Source organism: Nocardia transvalensis, from assembly GCF_015477765.1.
In the GTDB taxonomy this organism is placed as follows: Bacteria; Actinomycetota; Actinomycetes; order Mycobacteriales; family Mycobacteriaceae; genus Nocardia; species Nocardia transvalensis_A.
This window is the reverse complement of sequence record NZ_JADLQQ010000004.1, coordinates 15,174-33,211: the sequence shown is the minus strand read 5'-3', so window position 1 is coordinate 33,211 and position 18,038 is coordinate 15,174. Positions and strand designations below refer to the sequence as shown.

Here is an 18,038-nt window from a genome sequence, read left to right as displayed (position 1 = left end):
GTTACGAGGACCCTGCCCAGGGATGTGGAGGTTGGCACCGGTGGACGCACCGCGGTCACGGGTCGGCGGCCGATTCGGCCCCTACGAGCTGCGCTCGTTGCTGGGCAGAGGCGGCATGGGCGAGGTCTACGAGGCCTATGACACGAATCGGGATCGGCTCGTAGCGCTGAAGTTGCTCCCCGAGCAGTTGGCGCTGGATCCGGTCTATCAGGAACGGTTCCGCCGCGAGGCGCAGGCGGCCGTGCGGCTCGACGAGCCGCATATCGTTCCCATTCACGACTGGGGCGAGATCAACGGCACGCTCTACATCGATATGCGGCTGGTGCGCGGCGACAATCTGCGCACGCTGCTGCGCGCCCAGGGACCGATGGATCCCGAACGGGCCGTAGCGATCGTCGAGCAGGTGGCGGCGGCGCTGGATGCCGCGCACGCGGACGGGCTGGTGCACCGCGACGTCAAACCGGCCAACATCCTGGTCACCGCCTCGGATGTCGCCTATCTCGCCGATTTCGGGCTCGCCCGCAGCGAGGGAGATATCGGAATCACGATGGTGGGCACGGCGATCGGCTCCTACACCTACATGGCCCCCGAACGGTTCGACGACGGGCCGGTCGACGGCCGGGCCGACATCTACTCGCTGGCGTGCGTGCTGTGCGAGTGCCTGACCGGCGCCACGCCGTTCCCGTCCCAGAGTGTGAGTGTGCTGGTCCGCTCCCACCTGTCGGAACCGCCGCCGCGCCCGAGCCTGCAGCGCCCGGACGTGCCCGCCGCGTTGGACGCCGTCATCGCCCACGCCATGGCCAAATCCCCCGCCGACCGTTACTCCACCGCAGGCGAGTTCGCCGGTGCCGCACGCGCGGCCCTGGGCCTGTCCACGGGCCACGACCCGGCGCTGACCGAGGGCTACGATCCCCACCCGTCCGGCGGCTACGATTCCGCGCCCGTGAGCAGGGCCGACGCGACGGTGGTGATGCCGTTCGGCGAGACGGTCCCCGCCGAACCCGCGCAGCCCACTCGGCCGGAGGCGACGGCCTCCCTCGCCGCGGCCGGGGCACCGGCCCGACTTCCCGCCGAGCCCACGACGTTCCAGCCGTTCGGTCCGGAAGGCCCGACGATCCCGGCGCAAATGCGCCCGCGCGGACCGCAACCCGAGCCCCCTCGGATGCCCCCCGGTGCGGGCGAGCCGTCGGTGCCACCTGCCGCCCAGGGCTATCCGCTCGATGAGCCCGCAGACGGACCCACAAGTGGCCCCGGATATCCCCCGGCCGCCGGGTCACCGACCACCGTCATGCGCACGGGTGCGGGCACCGGGCGGCCGTCGACGGCCGATTCGCCGACCACGTTCATGTCGCGGGGTGATCTTCCCGTGCAGGGGGCGGATCCGACCGTGGTACAGGGGCGAACGAGGGACGAGGAGCCGCCGCCGCGCGGGTACGAGACCACCGGGACGCTGCGCATCATTCCGCCCGCCGATCGCGATGAGGAACGCGACACCGCGGGCGATCTGCCGGTCATCCGCCCCGACGATCCCACTCTGGTGCGGCCCGGCGAATTCCACTTCACCCCGCTGCCGCCGCAGGCGCCGCAGCGCCCGGTGCCACCGTGGGAGCAGCCGCCGCGCGCCGAATTCCCGCCGCCGGACGAGTACGCCCGACCCGGGTACGCGCAGGACGAATACGGCTACGACGAGCGCGGCGACTACGAGACCGAATACCAGCCTGCGGCAACGGGTTACGCCGACCCCTACGCGGAGACGCAGAAACGGTCCATCGCGGTCCCGATCGTGCTGGGCGTCTGCGGAGTCGCGCTCGCCGCGACAGCGGCCGCGGTCGGCTGGCACGTGCTGAACAAGCCGCCCACCCAACCCACGGCGGCCAGCGGTCCGGCCGCTCCGGTGATCACCCAGGGCCGCCCGGCGACCACCGCCGCGGCGCCGCCGACCACCACGACCACCACGTCCGCGGTGGTGCCGCCGGTCGGTGCGACCTCCTGCCCGCCGCTCTACGCGGCGTCGGGCCGCTTCGCCAAATCCGCCACCGGCACGTCGGTGACCTCGTGCGCCTTCGCCGAGGAGGTGCGCAAGGCCTACACCCAGGCCCTGGATCCCCAAGCGTCGGGCACGCAGGCGGCGGGTTCCGCCCCGGCCACGAGCGTGGTCGCGATCAGCCCGGTCACCGGACGCTCGTACACGATGAGCTGCACTTCCACCGGACAGCTCGTCACCTGCACGGGCGGTGAGAACGCGGTGGTGTATGTCTACTGATCCGAATCGCTTGCGGCGCAAGGGGTTCCGGCGTTGCCTGGTGCTGGTCGCGGCACTCGCGGTGTCGGCGTGCACGGCTCATGCGGGGGTGCCGACCCCGGATATGGACGCCGTGGCCCCGGACGCGGCGGCACCCACGCTCAAACCGGCCTCGGGTCAGATCACCGGATCCGGCTCCCTGGCCGCGGATTTCGCGCAACTGCAGAACGAACTGCACGGCAGTGTGGGCCTGGCCGTGATGCCGGTCGGCAGCGACCGCGCCCTCACCCTCGGCAACTGGACCACCGGCATCGCCTGGTCGACGATCAAGGTGCCGTTGGCGCTGGCGGCGCTGCGCCGCGATCCGACCGGATTGGCCGAGACCGCCGCGGCGGCGATCACCGCCTCGGACAACGATTCCGCCCAGGTACTCTGGGACGCTCTCGGCGGTGGCGAGCAGGCCGCCGAGGCCGTCGAGTCCGTGCTGCGCGAAACCGGCGACACCACTACCGATGTCGCCGGTCGACACAATCCGCAGGCGCGGGAATCGGTCGACGATCCGCTGGCCTTCGGCGCCACGGAGTGGACGCTGCTCAACCAGGTTCGCTTCGCGGCCCGACTGCCCTGTCTGCGCTATGCCGTGCGGGTGGTGCACCTGATGGGCGACATAACCCCCAGTCAGAGTTGGGGTTTGGGCGGCTTCGTCGGCGCCGAATTCAAGGGCGGCTGGGGGCCCGACGACGAGACGGGCGCCTATCTGGTGCGCCAATTCGGCCTTCTCCCCACCTTCTCCGGCCTGCTGGCGGTGGCCCTTGCCGCCCAACCGGATTCGGGTTCGTTCGACGACGGCATCGCGATGCTGGACAAGATGGCCGCGCTGCTGGCCCGGCACGTGTACGAAGTGGGCGGCGGAGATTGCAAGAGGTGAACCAGCTTCGGCACATATGCGACACCGCCGGTCACAGCATTTGACCCCGACCCGGTGACGGCACCAGAATGCCTCGACTAGTGGGTGGCGCGAGTGCGGGCCGCCCCACAACTGTGGAGGTGAACGGGTGGACGCACCGCGATGGTGGCCGGACAGCCGGTTCGGGCCGCGCGAAATGCGCCCAGTATCCGGCACTTTCGGCGCGCGACTGCGAGCACGGCTGCTGGCCGCGCTGTGCGGCGCGGTACTCGCGGTCGGTGTGGCGGGCTGCTCCTCGGCCTCGGAGAACACCGCGGGCGGTTTCGTCGCCCCCACCAGCGGCACCGTGGCCAAAGGCGCGGTCGTGGCGCTGCCCGGTTCGCTCGCAGCCGATTTCGCCGAACTGCGGCCGACACTGGGCGGCCACGCCGGGATGGCGATCATGGCCGTCGGCGGCGAACAGGTGGTGTCCATGGGTGACTGGACCACCGGACCCGCGTGGTCGACGATGAAGGTGCCGCTGACCCTGGCCGTGCTGCGCACCAACGGCAACACCAGCACCTACCAGATGTCGGCGGCCATCACCGAATCCGATAACGCCGCCGCCGACGGCCTGTGGCAGTCGCTGGGCAGTCCGGACACCGCCGCCCGTGCCGTCGAGGCGGTGCTGCGCGAGGGCGGTGACACCGTCACCGAGGTGCCCGCGACCCGGACCCGACCGCAGTATTCGTCATTCGGCCAGGCCGAGTGGTCGCTGGCCGACCAGGTCCGGTTCGCCTCGCGGCTGCCGTGCCTGCCCGACGCCGACACCGTCACCAGTTTGATGGGCAAGGTGGTGTGGGGCCAGCAGTGGGGTCTGGGACGCCTCGACAACGCGGAGTACAAAGGCGGCTGGGGCCCCGATCCGAACGGCAACTATCTGGTGCGCCAGTTCGGCGTGGTAACCACCTCGACCGGGCAGGTGGCGATCGCCCTTGCCGCACAGGCCGGTTCCGGCTCCTTCGACGAGGGCACCCAGATCCTGAACAAGATGGTGGGCCTGGTCGGCAAGCATCTGACCGAGCTGCCTGTGGGCCGTTGCGCGGCGACCCGCTGAACAGCGCGAACTCATACCCGCGGCCTCCGAATGAGACGGGGTTCACGGGGTCGGGGCTGCGCTGTCGGCGCGCGCCCGGCAAGATAGCGGACATGCGCATCGGAGTCTTGACCGGAGGCGGGGACTGCCCAGGCTTGAACGCGGTCATCCGAGCCGTCGTTCGCACCGCGAACGGCCGCTACGGGGACGCGATCGTCGGTTTCCAGGACGGCTGGCGCGGCCTACTCGAGGATCGCAAGATCCACATCCACAACGACGACCGCACCGACCGGTTGCTCACCAAGGGCGGCACCATGCTCGGCACCGCGCGCACCAATCCGGACGTGCTGCGCGCCGGGCTCGGCCGGGTCAAACAGACCTTGGACGACAACGGCATCGACGCGCTCATTCCGATCGGCGGCGAAGGCACGCTCACCGCGGCCAGTTGGCTGGCCGACGAAGGCGTCCCGGTGGTCGGGGTGCCCAAGACGATCGACAACGACATCGACTTCACCGATACGACCTTCGGTCACGACACCGCCGTCAGCATCGCCACCGACGCCATAGACCGGCTGCACACCACCGCCGAATCGCATCAGCGGGTGATGCTGGTGGAGGTGATGGGCAGGCACGCGGGCTGGATCGCGATCAACTGCGGAATCGCCTCGGGCGCACATCTGACGCTGGTGCCGGAGGAGCCCTTCGATGTCGACGAGGTCTGCACCATGATCAAACGCCGCTTCCAGCGCGGCGATTCGCATTTCATCTGCGTGGTGGCCGAGGGCGCCAAACCCGCACCGGGATCGTTCACGCTGCGCGAGGGCGGGGTCGACGAATACGGGCACGAGCGCTTCACCGGCGTCGCCCATCAGCTGGGTGTCGAGATCGAGCGCCGCATCGGCAAGGAGGTGCGGACCACCGTCCTCGGGCACGTGCAGCGCGGCGGCAAGCCGACCGCCTACGACCGGGTGCTGGCGACCCGGTTCGGCGTGCACGCCGCCGAGGCCGTCCACGACGGGCAATTCGGGCAGATGGTCGCGCTGCACGGCACCGCGATCGATCTGGTCCCGCTGTCGGAGGCCACCAAACAGCTGAAGTTGGTGCCGACGGATCGATACCAGGAGGCCGCCGCGTTCTTCGGCTGAGGTCCCGACATCCTGCCGGGATGACGGGGTCGGCACGCCGGGATGAACAGGAATGCACGCAGGGCGGACAAGCGTCGAGAAAGCGCGCCGGGAGGCAGAGCCGCCAAGCTACGCTTTTCGCGTTGGTACCTGCACGTTGTCCCACGCGAAGAATCTGGTCGGCACCATGATGTTCATCTTCGACTGCACTCTCGACCCCGGTCCGCTGACGCCCGAACAAGCCCACGAGGCGATGCAGATCCACAGATGCTGCACAGTCGACGATTGCGAGGTCCGAAAACGCGCGCGCCAGATCCTGGTCGACGCGGGACATATGGTGCTCGACGAGCGCGCTACCCCCTGACCGCGCACCCGTTCAGTTCCCGAGCGGCAACGTCTTCCACCAGTCGGTGAAGCGGGATTCGGTCACCCCGGTGTTGAGCGACGGCCAGCGCTCACCTGCCGCGAAGACGACATAGTGGGATCGCTTCGGATCCGACTCGAAGGTCATGGCAACGTAATTGCGCTCGACCACGTCGGTCACCTCACGCCACTGGTGGCTGGTGTAGGTGATCCCGTCCCGCGTGCCTGTCGCCTGCTTGTTCGCCGGAAGTGTCGCGAGCGCGGCTCGGGCCTCGGCCGCCGACCGGAAGGCGAGGACCGACCATCTCGGCACGTCACCGCGGTGATCGTTCCAGCAGTCCGCCGCGCCGGCCCAGTTCGCGATGTTCACGCTGCCCAGCGGAGGGCTCAAAATGCGCCCTGCGGCAACCCGTTTGCACCGGGTGTCGTCGTACCCGGAGGCGGAATCGTCGGAATCTACTCGTGTGAGCAGGTGCGGGAAGGCGGCGTGGATCGACGAGAACGCGGGCGGGTCGGCATTGATGCGCTCTGCGGCGGCATCCGACGAGTCCTGCGATGTGTACATCACCACGGCAACGGTGGTGATCGCCGCCGCGAGCAACACCACGACGGCGACGATGATCCATCCGAGCATGCTCGACGATCGCCGTGGCACCGGTTGCGGCCCTGCAGAATTCCCCGGGAAGCCCGGCGGCGGATACCTCATCGGTGCGACCGGTCCGGCCGCTTGCTGCATCGGTACGGGTGAATAACCTTGTGCAGCAACCGGATTAGCAGGCAGGCCGAACGGCGGGCCTGCCATGCCCACCGCCGCCGGAACCGGTTGCGGCACCGGAGAGGCCAGTACCGTGAGCGCGTGCCTGGCGGCGGCGGCGAATTCGGTGCAGCTGGTGAACCTCTCGCCCGGCCGTTTGGCCATGGCGCGGGCGATCACCGCATCCATGGCCGGGGACAGTCCGTGGCGGCGGGCGCTGACCGGGGGGACCGGCAGTTGCAGATGGCCGCGGATCACCTCGGAGGGATGTTCGGAGTCGAACGGCCCCGTCGCGGTCAACAGCCAATACAGCGCGCACGCCAGCGAATACTGGTCGGAGCGGTGATCCAGCTCGACGCCGGTCATCTGTTCGGGTGAGGCGTAGGCCAGCGTGGCGGTGAACATTCCGGCCTGGGTCAGGTGGGTGGAATCCTCCCGCAGCCGGGCGATGCCGAAGTCGGTGAGGAACACCCGCTCCCCTTTACCCCCGCCGGAGCGCGCCAGCATGATGTTGGCGGGCTTCACATCCCGGTGCAGCACGCCGTTGCTGTGCGCGTAATCCAGTGCGGCGGCGACACCTTCGATGATCTGCACCGCGCGCTCGGGCGGCATGGTGTGGGGGTTCACCGCGGCGGCGTCCACCCCGTCCACATACTGCATGCTGATCCACAGCTGATCGTCCTCGACGCCGCGGTCGTAGACGGCGACGATATTCGGGTGGTCGAGCTGTGCGACCAGATCGGCCTCCCGCTCGAACCGGGCCCGAATCTCCGCATCGCTGAACAGTTCCCGGTTCAGCAACTTCAGCGCGGTCAGCCGGGACAGCCGCGGATGCCGCGCCAGATAGACCGACCCCATGCCGCCCTGACCGAGCAGCCGTTCGATGGCGAAGCCCGCGAACACGTCACCGCCGTTCAACACCCTGCGATCCCCCTTCCGGCGACGTACAAGTCCGCGATCCTACCCGAGCGCGCTCAGCCCGGGGTGACCAGACCGGACTCGTAGGCCAGCACCACCGCCTGGGCGCGATCGCGCAGATTCAACTTCGAGAACACCTTAGACACATGGGTTTTCACCGTCTGCTCGGCGACGAACAGGGTCTCGGCGATCTCGGTGTTGGACATGCCCTTGGCGATGAGTTCGAGCACCTCACGTTCGCGCGGCGTCAATGCGTCCAGCGCGGGCGCCGGCTTGGGGCGGGCGCGGCGCCGCATCACGTCGGCGATGAGCCTCCTCGTCACCGTCGGCGCCAGCAACGCCTGTCCCTCGGCGACCACCCGCACCGCGCGCACCAACTCGTCGGCGGGTGCGTCCTTGAGCAGAAAGCCGCTGGCGCCCAGGCTCAATGCCTCGTAGACGTAGTCGTCGATGTCGAAGGTGGTGAGCATCAGCACCCGCACCGGCGGATCGAATCCGGCGGCCAGGATCGCGCGCGCGGCATCCAGGCCGTTCATCTCCGGCATGCGCACGTCCATCAGGACCACGTCCGGGCGCAGCCGCTTGGCCTCGGTGATCGCGATCTTGCCGTTCGGGGCGTCTCCGACGACGCTGATATCGGACTGTGCGGCGAGCAGGGCCCCGAAACCCTGGCGCACCATCGCCTGGTCGTCGGCGATCAATACGGTGATGGACACATCCGACCTTTACACGAACCGGATGATCGACGCCAACCCGGCGATCAGACAGTAGATCGCGAAGGGAAGCAGGGTGCGGGTCCGGAAGAACTTTTCCAGGAACCGGACCGCCAGCCATGCCGACACCGCGGCCACGATCGCGCCGACCAGGGCCTGGCCGTGGATGTGCGCGCCCTGCTGGCCGAACAGTTCCGGTAGTTTCAGCACTCCCGCCGCGAGGATCACCGGCGTCGCCAGCAGGAAGGCGAACTTCGCGGTGTCCTCGTGATCCAGCCCGCGCAGCAGGCCACCGACCATGGTCAGGCCGGATCGGCTGAATCCGGCCAGCAGCGCACCGGATTGGGCCAGGCCGATGCCCAGCGCATCCTTGACCGTCAGCGCGGCCAACCGCTGGTCGGAGGCGACGCGGGTCTGCTCCTCGACCACCACACCCCGCGTCCGCGCCTCGGCGCGGGCCTGTTGTTCGGCGAACCGGCGGCCGTACTCGACCAGCGTCGGCCCGTTGCGGCGGCGCAGACCCTCCCCGACGATCAGCACGAGGCCGTTGAGCGCGAGGAACACGCTCGCATAGATCGGGGTGGCGAACATGGTGCGCAGCGGATGCTCCAGCAGCAGCCCGAGCAGGCCGACCGGGATGGTGGCGAGCACGATCAGCCACGCCAGCCGCTGTGCGGACGTCTCGACCCGGCGGGTACGCACCGTGGTCGCGAAGCCGACGACGATGTCGCGCCAATCACGCCGGTAGTAGATCAGCAGCGCCACCGCCGTGGCCACGTGCAGGGCGACCACGAAGGCCAGGTACGGCGTCCCGTGGTCGGAGTCGCCCTGGGTGACCAGGTTCTTCCAGGAACCGCCGAGCCAGGCCGGGACCAGCACCGAATGTCCGAGACTGGAGATGGGGAACAGCTCGGTGACACCCTGCAGCGCACCGATGACGATCGCTTGGAAATAGGTGAGCATCGGAAAGAGTCTCGCACGGGCACTCCGCGCGCTCCCGGCGAGCTCACAGCTGGGCCGCTGCCGTGCTCGCGTCGGCGGTGACCGCGGCCGCGGCCAGCGGGAGCAGTGCCCGCACCTCGTAGCCGCCGTCCGCGCGGGGGCCCGCGGTCAGGGTGCCGCCGATGGCCTCGGCCCGTGCCCGCATTCCCGCTATCCCGGTTCCCGGAGTGCCCGCGGCGCGGGTCTCGCCCGGCCCGTTGCCGATCACCACCTCGACGCCGGTCGCGCCGACCGCGACCAGCACGCGGACCGCCGCGCGCGGCGCGTGCCGGGAGGCGTTGGACAGCGACTCCTGCACGATCCGGTACAACGCCAGCCCGGTGGTGTCGGGAATCGTCTCCAGCGCGCCGTCGACGGTCCACTCGATCGGCACCCCGGCGCGGCGCGCACCGTCGAGCAGGGTGAGCACATCGGCCGCCGCCGGTTGCGGTGCATGCTCGGGTAGTTGGCCGTCGCTGCGCAGCACACCGAGCATGGATCGGATCTCGTTGAGCGCCTCGCGTGCCGACGCGCCGATCGATTCGAATTCCGCCCGCGCCGCCGGTGATACGTCGGCCACCCGGTACGGGGCGGTCTGGGCCTGCACCACCACCATCGACATGTGGTGGGCGACCACGTCGTGCAGGTCGCGGGCGATGCGGGCCTTCTCCTCGAGGATGGCCCGGCGCGCCCGCTCCAGCTCGTTCTGCTCCTCCTTCTGCACCAGCGCCTTGCGCGAGAGCACCAGCCAGCGCACCAGCAGCCCGAAGGCCACCAGGCCGGTCATCGCGATCGGCCACCCGAACGACTCGCCGAACGAATCCTGGGTACGGGCCATGGTGGTGCCCATCAGCACCGACGAGGCGGCCCACGCGATCAGCACGATCTGCATCTGGGCGCGCACGGCCACCGCGAACAGCAGCGCGAACAGTGCCAGGATGTGCACCACCTGGAACGGGATGTTGTTATCGGGTTGGTTCGGAATCGCCAGCGCGATCAGCAGCGCCGAACCCGCGGACACCGCCCAGCCCAGGGCGGGGTTCACCCGGATCAGCGCGAACGGGAACGCCGCCAGCCCGGCGATGAACGGTTGCGCGGCGACGGGCACCTGATGGGTCAGGTGCAGCGTCGGCCACGCGACGGCGAAGAAGATGCCGGTCACCAGGACGGTGAACCCGTCGAACCACAGCCGCACTCGGCTCGGATTCCGCGTCGTCCGAGCCACCTGCCGCGCCGCATGCGCAATCCGAGCCATGCCTACGACAGTAGAAACACCCGTCGGGTCGCGTCCTCATACCTCCGGGTGAATTGCCACCCCCTACCGGAGTACGAGAGGTGACGACGACTCACCCGACGTGCCCGTGCGCGAACCGATCCCCAGCGTGAGGACCGTTTCGGTGCCCGATTCCTAGCTTTTGCTGTCATGAGCGAAGCACGAGAGGTACCCACGGCAGCGGCGGCACGGAGGTCGAGCGGTGGCCGCCACCGCCGGTCGACAGGTCCGGGTGTGCTGCGCCGCACTGCCGCGGGCGCGGCCGCTGCCGCACTCGTCGCCACCACGACGATGGCGTTCGTCCCGGCGGGCACCGCCACGGCGGCCGGTGTCGATATCTCTCCCGCCGAGAACGCCGACGCCCGGACGGCGGTGGCGGGACTGGCCGGGGATCGACCCTGGGCGGCGGCCATTCCGCGGGACTTTCCGGCGGACGCGGGATACCGGCCGGTGCTGACCGATGGGCTGCTGGTCGATCCGAAGGGTGATTGCTCGTCGCCGATCCCGCTGCCCGCGGAGTTCGACCTCGCCTGCAAGGCACACGATCTCGGCTACGACATGCTGCGCTATGCCGACCGGCACGGGCAGCCGCTCGGGGCCTGGGCGCGCCAGGCCATCGACGCGACGCTCGAACGGCGCATGTACGACGCCTGTGCCGCACGGCCCGATGCCTTTGCCCGCGCGCAATGCGATGTCATGGCGACGGTCGCCGCGACCGCGGTGGATCTGAACTCGCGACGCCAGAACTACGCCGCGCCGGTGCCGGAGCATCTGTTCGGCGTCGAGCTGTCGGGACCGGCGATCACCGGCCAGCTGCTGCGTGTGCTCGGTCCGGCGGCACTCGTACTGCTCGCCGTCGCCGCGCTGATCGCCGGGGCCCGACGTCACCGCCGTCTCGGTTCGACGGGACGCCCACTCCCGCAACCGGTTTCGTGAGAGCCGTCTTCGCCTCAGTCATCGCACATCTTTCTGTCGTAACAGGAGTTCGAAGTGAGTTCGACCATCGTGACCAGATCTGTGGAGCAGGAGCAGGATTCGGTGCCGTCGCGGACGCCGCGGCGCCGATTCATTCGGAAGCCGCCGCGGATCGGCACCAGCGTCGCGGTGACGGTGGGGCTTGCGGTGTCGCTGGCGCCCGGGTTGCTGCCGCGTACCGCTGAGGCGCAGGCGATTCTGGGCGGGTTGCTAATCGCGATCTGTGTGGGCGCCGCTGGGTCTGCTCGGTTTCTGTTGCGGCGCCGGGGATTCGATATCAATCAGCGATGGGCTCACCATCGCCTGCGGATTGCCCTGGTCGGTGCGGTCGTGGTCGCGGGCAGCGTCATCCATGCCTGGCAGTGGCAGAACCGGTTGCGGGCCGCGATGGGATTCGCCTTCGTGAGTCCGGGGTATTGGGTGCGCTGTGCGATCGGCACCGCGGTGATCGCGGGGATTCTCATCGGGGCGGCACGCGGAGTGCGGTGGCTGGTCCGGCGTTTGGGTCGTGCACGCAGCGTCGCGCTGGCGGTGGTCGCGGTCTTGGCCACCCAGTTCGCCCTGTTGCCCGCCGTGGTGGATTGGCGTCGCTCGGCGTATGCGTCGGCCAATGCCGCACTGGATCCGACCGTGGTGCAACCGGTTTCGGTCACCCGATCGGGCAGTGCGGCCTCGGTGGTGAGCTGGCCGTCGCTCGGGGCGGAGGGCCGCAAGTTCGTGGCCGGACAACCCTCTCGGGCGGTGCGGGTGTATGTGGGTTTGAAGTCGGCACCGGATCTGAACACCCGTGTGGCTCTGGCGATCCGCGAGTTGGAGCGATCGGGCGGATTGAACCGGTCGAATCTGGTGATGGTGGTGCCGACCGGGTCGGGGTGGATCGATGCGCAGGCCGCCGCCGGATTGGACGAACGGTTCGGCGGGGATGTGACGCTGGTCGGCCTGCAGTACTCGGAGGCGCCGAGCTGGGCCACCTTCGTCTTCGGCCGCCGCGCCGCCGAACAGTCGGCCCGGGCCCTGTTCTCCGCCCTCGAGGAGCGGCTGGCCGGGATGTCGCCCCGCCCACGGTTGTACCTCTACGGCCAGAGCCTCGGCGCCACCGCGGGCAGCGCGATCTTCGCCGACGACGCCGACCAGCAGCGCCGAATCTGCGCCGCACTGTGGGCGGGCCCACCGGCAGGCCGCGTACACCACGGCAGCGCAACGGTTCTCGCCAACTCCTCGGACCCGGTCGTGCAGTGGTCGCCACAATTGCTCTGGCACGCACCGAATCTCACCGGCACCCGCTCGGATGCCCCCCGCCCCCAGTGGCTCCCGGTAATCGGCTTCATCCAAACCACCGCCGACCTCCTGTCCGCCCTGGCCCCCTCCCCCGGCCACGGCCACCGCTACGGCACCGACCAGGGCACCGCCCTCGGCACCTGCTGAGCCCGCCCACTCTATTCGCCCGAGCTGTCCTCGCGTTCGCGCGATGCCGGTTGGGTTCGGCGCAGCGCTGTCCAGGCTTCCAGTTCCTCTTCCAAAATCGCGTTCAGATGCAGCATGGTCTCGCGGGCGAGGACGTTGCGGTCCTCTCCTTGGGCCTGTCTGAGCTCGATGTTGCGCAGCAGGGCTTGCAGCTGTCCAAGGATCACGCTGCGCTGCACCCACATCTCACGATGGCGATACATGCCATCCCACGCGGCCAATACGCCGATCGAGGCGGCCAGGCCGGTACTGACCAGACCCAGCCAGGGAGCACTGAAAACCGCGATGGCCGTGCCGAGTACGGCGATGAGCCCGTTGGCCACGGCCGTCCACACGACCACTCGCTCGGCGCGAGACTTCACCACCAACCGCGAGCGGTCGTACTCGTCCCGATAAAAGCCCAGGTAATACAGGCCGATGCCCAGGGCGTCGGCATCGGCGGGCGGGGCCGACGGGCTGCGGAGCCCGGTGGAGCGACTTCTGCCCTGCCCGCGGTGAAACCAGCCTCGCATCGACACAAAGTAACCGATCAGGCCTGTACCGAGGGAGGTTTCCTGGGAGTTGGGGTGGAACATTCGGTTGCATTTTGGTGGTATTCGAGCTACCTTGGATGGGTCTCCGACGCTTGTCGCCTCCTGTCTCGAAGGGTGTGGGCCCCATGACTGTGCTCAACGGAGCCGTTACCAGCCACGTCGAGACAGCCCGGCTGCGGCCCTCCGAACTGGCACGCCAACTGGTCCAGCATCTGGGTCCGACCCTGGTCGCGCTGGTCGCCGGTGTCCGCGATCGCAAACTGCCGTACAAGTGGGCGCAGGCAGACGGGCCGCGGCCGCGGGACGCGGCGCTGGCGCGGCTACAGGTAGCGCATCGCTGTTGGATCGTGCTCGCTACCGCGGAAGGCGAAGACGTCACGCGGTCGTGGTTCATCGGCGCAAACCCTCGCCTGGGTGAGGAATCTCCGGCCATCGCCATCCGTGACGGCCGTTTCGCCGAAGTGATCGCTGCCGCAGTCGCTTTCGTCGACGGTTCCGACAGCTAACGGTTCGGAGACGAGACAGTTCCGACAGCCTAACGGTACGCAAGGATCCCCCTTGTTCAACTAGGCTCATACCCTGAGTCGAGGGTCGAGTCGGCTAGGGGGAATCCTTCTTGTCTGTCAGCGCTATCCGGAAAGCCCTGCGTATCTGCTCGAAGACCGGTCTCGCGCTCGTCCCTTCCGCGAACCGAACCGTGTATCGACTGGCGAAACCGTCCTACGGACCGCTCAATCCCCTGCCGCGGGAGTTGTCCGGCCGCGTTTCCCGCGATACCTGGAACCGGTACGACGTCGCCGGTCAGCAGACCGTCTATGCGGCCAGCACCGAGGAAGGCGCCTACGGTGAGCTGCTGGCACCACTGAAACCCAAACTGCCCCAACCGGCGTCGATCTACTTCGACGACGTCGGTGAGCACGATGAACTCGAATCGCTGATCCGGCAAGAGTGGACACACGCCGACTATCGACCACCGCGGGAGGTCGATCTGATGTGGCTGAGCGAGTACCGACTGTATCGGCTCCGGCTTCCTACCATGGGCTGGTTCATCGACATCGAAGCCTCCTCGAGCCTGTCGGCCATCGCCCGCTACGCACCGGCAGATCTCCCGGACCGCGGCATCACCGAAGTCAGCGTCGCCGAACTGCGCAGCGCCGACCGTCACCTCACCACAGCGGTCGCCGCGAGCCTGTGGCCGATCACCCTCGACGACGCCAGCCTCGCTCATGGCATCATGTACGGCTCCCGCCACGGCAGCGACTGGAGCTGCTGGGCCATCTGGCTCCGCCGCACCGAACTCGCGCCCGGGACCAGCCAACTCATCGCGACAGCCGACACCGGAACCGAAGTATCGCCCCCCTCCATCAACCCACCGCTGGCCACGATCCTGACCACCTACGGCCTGACCGCAACCCTGTAGCCGAACCGAACCCGCCCATCCCCGCGGGATTCAGCACCATCCGGCTTCCCCGCGCGGCCCGCCAGGGTCGCGCAGGGAATTCGCACAGGTCAGGCGATGGGGCCGCGGGCGGATTCGTAGGCGGCGCCGACGCGGTAGAGGCGGTCGTCGGCCAGGGCGGGGGCCATGATTTGGAGGCCGACGGGGAGGCCGTCGTCCTTGCTCAGTCCGGAGGGGACCGACATGCCGCAGTAGCCGGCCAGGTTGGTCGGGAGGGTGCACAGGTCCGACAGGTACATGGCCAGCGGGTCGTCGACCTTCTCGCCCAGCTTCCAGGCGGTGAACGGGCTGGTCGGGGAGACGAGGACGTCGACCTGTTCGTAGGCGCGGTCGAAGTCCTGGGCGATGAGGGTGCGCACCTTCAGCGCCTGGCCGTAGTAGGCGTCGTAGTAGCCGGCCGACAGGGCGTAGGTGCCGATCATGATGCGGCGCTTGACCTCCGGGCCGAAACCGGCCTCCCGGGTGGCGGCCATGACCTGCTCGGCGCTGCGGGTGCCGTCGTCGCCGACGCGCAGGCCGTAGCGCATGGCATCGAAGCGCGCGAGGTTCGACGACACCTCACTGGGCAGGATCAGATAGTAGGCGGGCAGCGCGTACTCGAAGTGCGGACACGACACCTCGATCACGTCCGCACCCAGGTCCTTCAGCACCGCCACGGCCGCATCGAAGGAGGCGATGACGCCCGGCTGGTAGCTGTCGGAGTGCAACTCCTTCACCACGCCGACCTTCACCCCGCGCAGATCGCCCTGCGCACCCCGGCGGGCGGCCTCCACCACCGGCGCCACCGCGACGTTGCGCGAGGTCGAATCCTTCGGGTCGTATCCGGCGATCACCTCGTGCAGCAGAGCGGTATCCAGCACGGTGCGCCCGCACGGGCCGCCCTGGTCCAGCGAGGAGGCGCAGGCGACCAAGCCGTAGCGCGAGACCGTGCCGTAGGTCGGCTTGGTGCCGACCGTGCCGGTCATCGCGGCGGGCTGGCGGATCGACCCGCCGGTGTCGGTGCCGATGGCCAGCGGGGCCTGATGGGAGGCCAGCGCGGCCGACGACCCACCGCCGGAGCCACCCGGAATCCGTTCGGTATCCCAGGGATTCAGCGTCGGACCGTAGGCCGAGTTCTCCGTCGACGAGCCCATGGCGAACTCGTCCATATTGGTCTTGCCGAGGATCGGGATGCCCGCGGCGCGCAGCTTGGCGGTCAGCGTCGCGTCGTAGGGCGGAACCCAGCCCTCGAGAATCTTCGACCCGCAGGTGGTCGGCATGTCCGTGGTGGTGAAAACGTCCTTGAGCGCCAACGGAACTCCGGCCAGCGGCGAGGCGACGGTCCCGGCCGCGATGGCCTGGTCCACCTCGGCGGCGGTCGCGCGGGCCTTGTCACCGGCGACGTGCAGGAAGGCGTTGAATCGGCCGTCCACCTCTGCGATGCGGTTCAGGTGCGCCTCGGTAACCTCCACCGACGACACCTCGCGGGCGTGGATCTTGTCCGCCAACTCGGCCGCGGACAGCTTGGTCAACTCGCTCAGGTCGGTCATTCGCCCTCTCCCAGAATCTGCGGAACCATGAACCGCTGGTCCTCCACCGCCGGCGCGCCCGACAGCGCCTGCTCGGGGGTCAGACCCGGGGTGATCACATCGGGGCGGGTGATGTTGGTGGTCGGATTCGGCGAGGCGGTGGCCGGGACGTCGGCGGCGACCTCGGAGATCACCTGCACGTGGCTCAGGATCGAGTCCAGCTGGCCGGCGTAGCGGTCGAGCTCTTCGTCGGTCAGGGCGAGCCGGGACAACCGGGCGAGGTGTGCGACCTCGTCGCGGGAGATGGCGGGCACCGCGGGGACCCCTTTCGGCAGGATCGAGCTGATGATTCGCTATAGCCTATCCCGGCGGTCGGGACGGCAGAGAACCACCATGACTTGACAGCTCAATGGCGTCTGGCTTCCACTGGCACGACACGACTGATTCATCCGACAATAACCAGTGGCCTACGTCACCCGGGATGCTTCGAGTCGGTGCTCCGAGGGCTCGGGTGTAAATATTGCGGGACTCGGGTATCCGTCCGAAAGTCTCGGTCGCACAGGAAAGGTAGGAAGGCACGTGTCATTTCTGCTTCGCGTGCAACTTCCGGATCGCCCAGGAAGTCTCGGTTCACTAGCACTCGCGCTGGGCTCCGTCGGCGCCGACATCCTGTCGCTGGATGTGGTCGAACGCGGCGCCGGCTATGCGATCGACGACCTGGTCGTGGAGGTCCCGCCGGGAGCTCTGCCGGACACCTTGATCACCGCGGCCGAGTCGCTGGCCGATGTGCGCGTCGACTCCCTGCGCCCGTATTCGGGGATGCTCGACACCCATCGGGAGCTGGAGCTGATCGATCAGGTGGCCAGCGCCCGCGACGACCGATTACAGGTGCTCGTCGACGGCGTGCCCCGGGTGCTACGCGTCGGCTGGAGCACCATCATCGATATGGGACCGCAGGGCGCCTACCGCATGGTGGGCAGCCCGAGTGCACCTGAGACCCAAGCGGGTTCGGCCCCGTGGATGCCGTTGGAGAAGCCGTCGGTGCTCGACGGCGAGGCCGACTGGGTGCCGCAGATCTGGAAAGATATGGACACCAAGCTGGCCGCCGCCCCGCTCGGCAATACCGGCAAGGTGCTGCTGCTCGGCCGCCCGGGCGGGCCCGAGTTCCGGCCCTCGGAGGTCGCCCGATTGGGCTATCTGGCCGGAATCGTTGCCACTGTGCTGATTTGATTCACAGTTCCAGCCGCATGACCGTCATCTTCTCGCTGTTCGGTCGGGGGGCCCAATCGCGTTGGGGCACATGGATGAAGCCCAGCCGATCGTAGATGCGCCGGGCGTCGACCATCGGCGGCATCGTGGTCAGCACCACGGCCTCACAGCCTTCGGCGCGGGCGGTCTGGATCACGTTGTGCACCAACGCCGTTCCCACACCCAGCCCACGCGCCTGCTTCGCCACCGCCAGCATCCGGAACTCGATTTCACCGGGGCGGGCAATTTCCGCATACGGCGTGCCGGGCCGTGCCATCGTCAGCGAACCGAGGATCGCCGCGTCCCGCACCGCCACCAGCACCTCGGCCTCCCGAGCGCGGGTTTCCGCATCGGAAAGCTCTGCGACATAAGGGCTTTCGGGGCTGATATAGCCCTCCCCCACATACACCTCGACCGTGAGTGAGCCGACGGCCCGGATCTCCTCGGGCCGGATCGGGCGAATCTCGAACTCGGGTTTCGCGGCAATGATCATCACTCCGT

General features: G+C 68.8%; 18 protein-coding genes. 10 read left to right on the top strand and 8 right to left on the bottom strand.

Annotated elements, in window-relative coordinates; genetic code table 11:
• Window positions 1-40 precede the first annotated feature (40 nt).
• From IU452_RS39175 to IU452_RS11805, 5 genes are all read left to right on the top strand, one after another.
• Window positions 41-2,263 (top strand): protein kinase domain-containing protein, encoded by a 2,223-nt coding sequence (locus tag IU452_RS39175; protein ID WP_416382309.1) that lies wholly within the window; start codon window positions 41-43, stop codon window positions 2,261-2,263.
• Window positions 2,253-3,170, top strand: coding sequence for a hypothetical protein (locus IU452_RS11820; RefSeq protein ID WP_195109064.1), 918 nt, complete (start codon window positions 2,253-2,255; stop codon window positions 3,168-3,170). Before IU452_RS39175 ends, IU452_RS11820 begins: the two co-directional genes overlap by 11 nt.
• Window positions 3,171-3,297: 127 nt before the next feature.
• The gene (locus tag IU452_RS11815; protein ID WP_324192561.1) at window positions 3,298-4,245 is read left to right on the top strand and encodes a hypothetical protein; all 948 of its coding nucleotides are present in this window, start codon (window positions 3,298-3,300) and stop codon (window positions 4,243-4,245) included.
• Between the two features lie 92 nt (window positions 4,246-4,337).
• Entirely contained in the window at window positions 4,338-5,369 is a 1,032-nt protein-coding gene (locus IU452_RS11810) for an ATP-dependent 6-phosphofructokinase (RefSeq protein ID WP_195109063.1), read from the top strand.
• 136 nt (window positions 5,370-5,505) lie between these two features.
• A complete protein-coding gene (locus IU452_RS11805; protein WP_195109681.1) occupies window positions 5,506-5,712 on the top strand; it encodes a hypothetical protein in 207 nt (68 codons plus the stop codon).
• Window positions 5,713-5,724: 12 nt separating this feature from the next.
• On the opposite strand, the gene IU452_RS11800 is transcribed toward IU452_RS11805, so the two are convergent.
• Genes IU452_RS11800 through IU452_RS11785 form a run of 4 tightly spaced genes read right to left on the bottom strand, consistent with a single transcriptional unit; the run spans window position 5,725 to window position 10,332 of the window.
• Complete coding sequence (locus IU452_RS11800) at window positions 5,725-7,386, bottom strand: serine/threonine-protein kinase (protein ID WP_195109062.1); 1,662 nt, start codon at window positions 7,384-7,386, stop codon at window positions 5,725-5,727.
• Window positions 7,387-7,439: 53 nt separating this feature from the next.
• Entirely contained in the window at window positions 7,440-8,099 is a 660-nt protein-coding gene (locus tag IU452_RS11795; protein ID WP_195109061.1) for a response regulator, read from the bottom strand.
• A 9-nt stretch (window positions 8,100-8,108) separates the two neighbouring features.
• Window positions 8,109-9,059 carry an undecaprenyl-diphosphate phosphatase gene (locus IU452_RS11790; protein WP_195109060.1) on the bottom strand — a complete coding sequence of 317 codons (951 nt, stop codon included), beginning with the start codon at window positions 9,057-9,059 and terminating at the stop codon, window positions 8,109-8,111.
• Between the two features lie 43 nt (window positions 9,060-9,102).
• The gene (locus IU452_RS11785; protein ID WP_195109059.1) at window positions 9,103-10,332 is read right to left on the bottom strand and encodes a sensor histidine kinase; all 1,230 of its coding nucleotides are present in this window, start codon (window positions 10,330-10,332) and stop codon (window positions 9,103-9,105) included.
• A 168-nt stretch (window positions 10,333-10,500) separates the two neighbouring features.
• Between IU452_RS11785 and IU452_RS11780 the strand changes: the two genes are divergently transcribed.
• Entirely contained in the window at window positions 10,501-11,286 is a 786-nt protein-coding gene (locus IU452_RS11780) for a hypothetical protein (protein ID WP_195109058.1), read from the top strand.
• 54 nt (window positions 11,287-11,340) lie between these two features.
• Window positions 11,341-12,750 (top strand): alpha/beta-hydrolase family protein, encoded by a 1,410-nt coding sequence (locus IU452_RS11775; protein ID WP_324192560.1) that lies wholly within the window; start codon window positions 11,341-11,343, stop codon window positions 12,748-12,750.
• Window positions 12,751-12,761: 11 nt separating this feature from the next.
• On the opposite strand, the gene IU452_RS11770 is transcribed toward IU452_RS11775, so the two are convergent.
• Window positions 12,762-13,364: an SLATT domain-containing protein gene (locus IU452_RS11770; protein WP_195109057.1), complete on the bottom strand. Its 603-nt coding sequence runs from the start codon at window positions 13,362-13,364 to the stop codon at window positions 12,762-12,764.
• An 83-nt stretch (window positions 13,365-13,447) separates the two neighbouring features.
• Here IU452_RS11770 and IU452_RS11765 point away from each other — a divergent pair, with 83 nt between their 5' ends.
• Complete coding sequence (locus IU452_RS11765) at window positions 13,448-13,828, top strand: hypothetical protein (RefSeq protein WP_195109056.1); 381 nt, start codon at window positions 13,448-13,450, stop codon at window positions 13,826-13,828.
• 110 nt (window positions 13,829-13,938) lie between these two features.
• Window positions 13,939-14,742, top strand: a complete 804-nt coding sequence (locus tag IU452_RS11760) for an RES domain-containing protein (RefSeq protein WP_195109055.1) — start codon at window positions 13,939-13,941, stop codon at window positions 14,740-14,742.
• Window positions 14,743-14,831: 89 nt separating this feature from the next.
• On the opposite strand, the gene gatA is transcribed toward IU452_RS11760, so the two are convergent.
• On the bottom strand, window positions 14,832-16,310 hold the full coding sequence (gatA, locus tag IU452_RS11755) for an Asp-tRNA(Asn)/Glu-tRNA(Gln) amidotransferase subunit GatA (RefSeq protein ID WP_195109054.1): 1,479 nt from the start codon (window positions 16,308-16,310) through the stop codon (window positions 14,832-14,834).
• Complete coding sequence (gatC, locus tag IU452_RS11750) at window positions 16,307-16,603, bottom strand: Asp-tRNA(Asn)/Glu-tRNA(Gln) amidotransferase subunit GatC (RefSeq protein ID WP_195109053.1); 297 nt, start codon at window positions 16,601-16,603, stop codon at window positions 16,307-16,309. The genes gatA and gatC overlap by 4 nt, the downstream gene beginning before the upstream one ends.
• A 265-nt stretch (window positions 16,604-16,868) precedes the next feature.
• Between gatC and IU452_RS11745 the strand changes: the two genes are divergently transcribed.
• Window positions 16,869-17,519 carry an amino acid-binding protein gene (locus tag IU452_RS11745; protein WP_195109052.1) on the top strand — a complete coding sequence of 217 codons (651 nt, stop codon included), beginning with the start codon at window positions 16,869-16,871 and terminating at the stop codon, window positions 17,517-17,519.
• A gap of 1 nt (window position 17,520) precedes the next feature.
• Here IU452_RS11745 and IU452_RS11740 read toward each other — a convergent pair whose 3' ends face one another.
• Window positions 17,521-18,030: a GNAT family N-acetyltransferase gene (locus IU452_RS11740; protein WP_195109051.1), complete on the bottom strand. Its 510-nt coding sequence runs from the start codon at window positions 18,028-18,030 to the stop codon at window positions 17,521-17,523.
• Window positions 18,031-18,038: the final 8 nt, after the last annotated feature.

Coding starts and splice junctions, on each gene's coding strand:
- IU452_RS11820 (WP_195109064.1), top strand. CDS start 2,253: ATGTCTACTGATCCGAATCGCTTGCGGCGCAAGGGGTTCCGGCGTTGC.
- gatA (WP_195109054.1), bottom strand. CDS start 16,310: ATGACCGACCTGAGCGAGTTGACCAAGCTGTCCGCGGCCGAGTTGGCG.
- IU452_RS11810 (WP_195109063.1), top strand. CDS start 4,338: ATGCGCATCGGAGTCTTGACCGGAGGCGGGGACTGCCCAGGCTTGAAC.
- IU452_RS11780 (WP_195109058.1), top strand. CDS start 10,501: ATGAGCGAAGCACGAGAGGTACCCACGGCAGCGGCGGCACGGAGGTCG.
- IU452_RS11785 (WP_195109059.1), bottom strand. CDS start 10,332: ATGGCTCGGATTGCGCATGCGGCGCGGCAGGTGGCTCGGACGACGCGG.
- IU452_RS11770 (WP_195109057.1), bottom strand. CDS start 13,364: ATGTTCCACCCCAACTCCCAGGAAACCTCCCTCGGTACAGGCCTGATC.
- IU452_RS11765 (WP_195109056.1), top strand. CDS start 13,448: ATGACTGTGCTCAACGGAGCCGTTACCAGCCACGTCGAGACAGCCCGG.
- IU452_RS11790 (WP_195109060.1), bottom strand. CDS start 9,059: ATGCTCACCTATTTCCAAGCGATCGTCATCGGTGCGCTGCAGGGTGTC.
- IU452_RS11740 (WP_195109051.1), bottom strand. CDS start 18,030: ATGATCATTGCCGCGAAACCCGAGTTCGAGATTCGCCCGATCCGGCCC.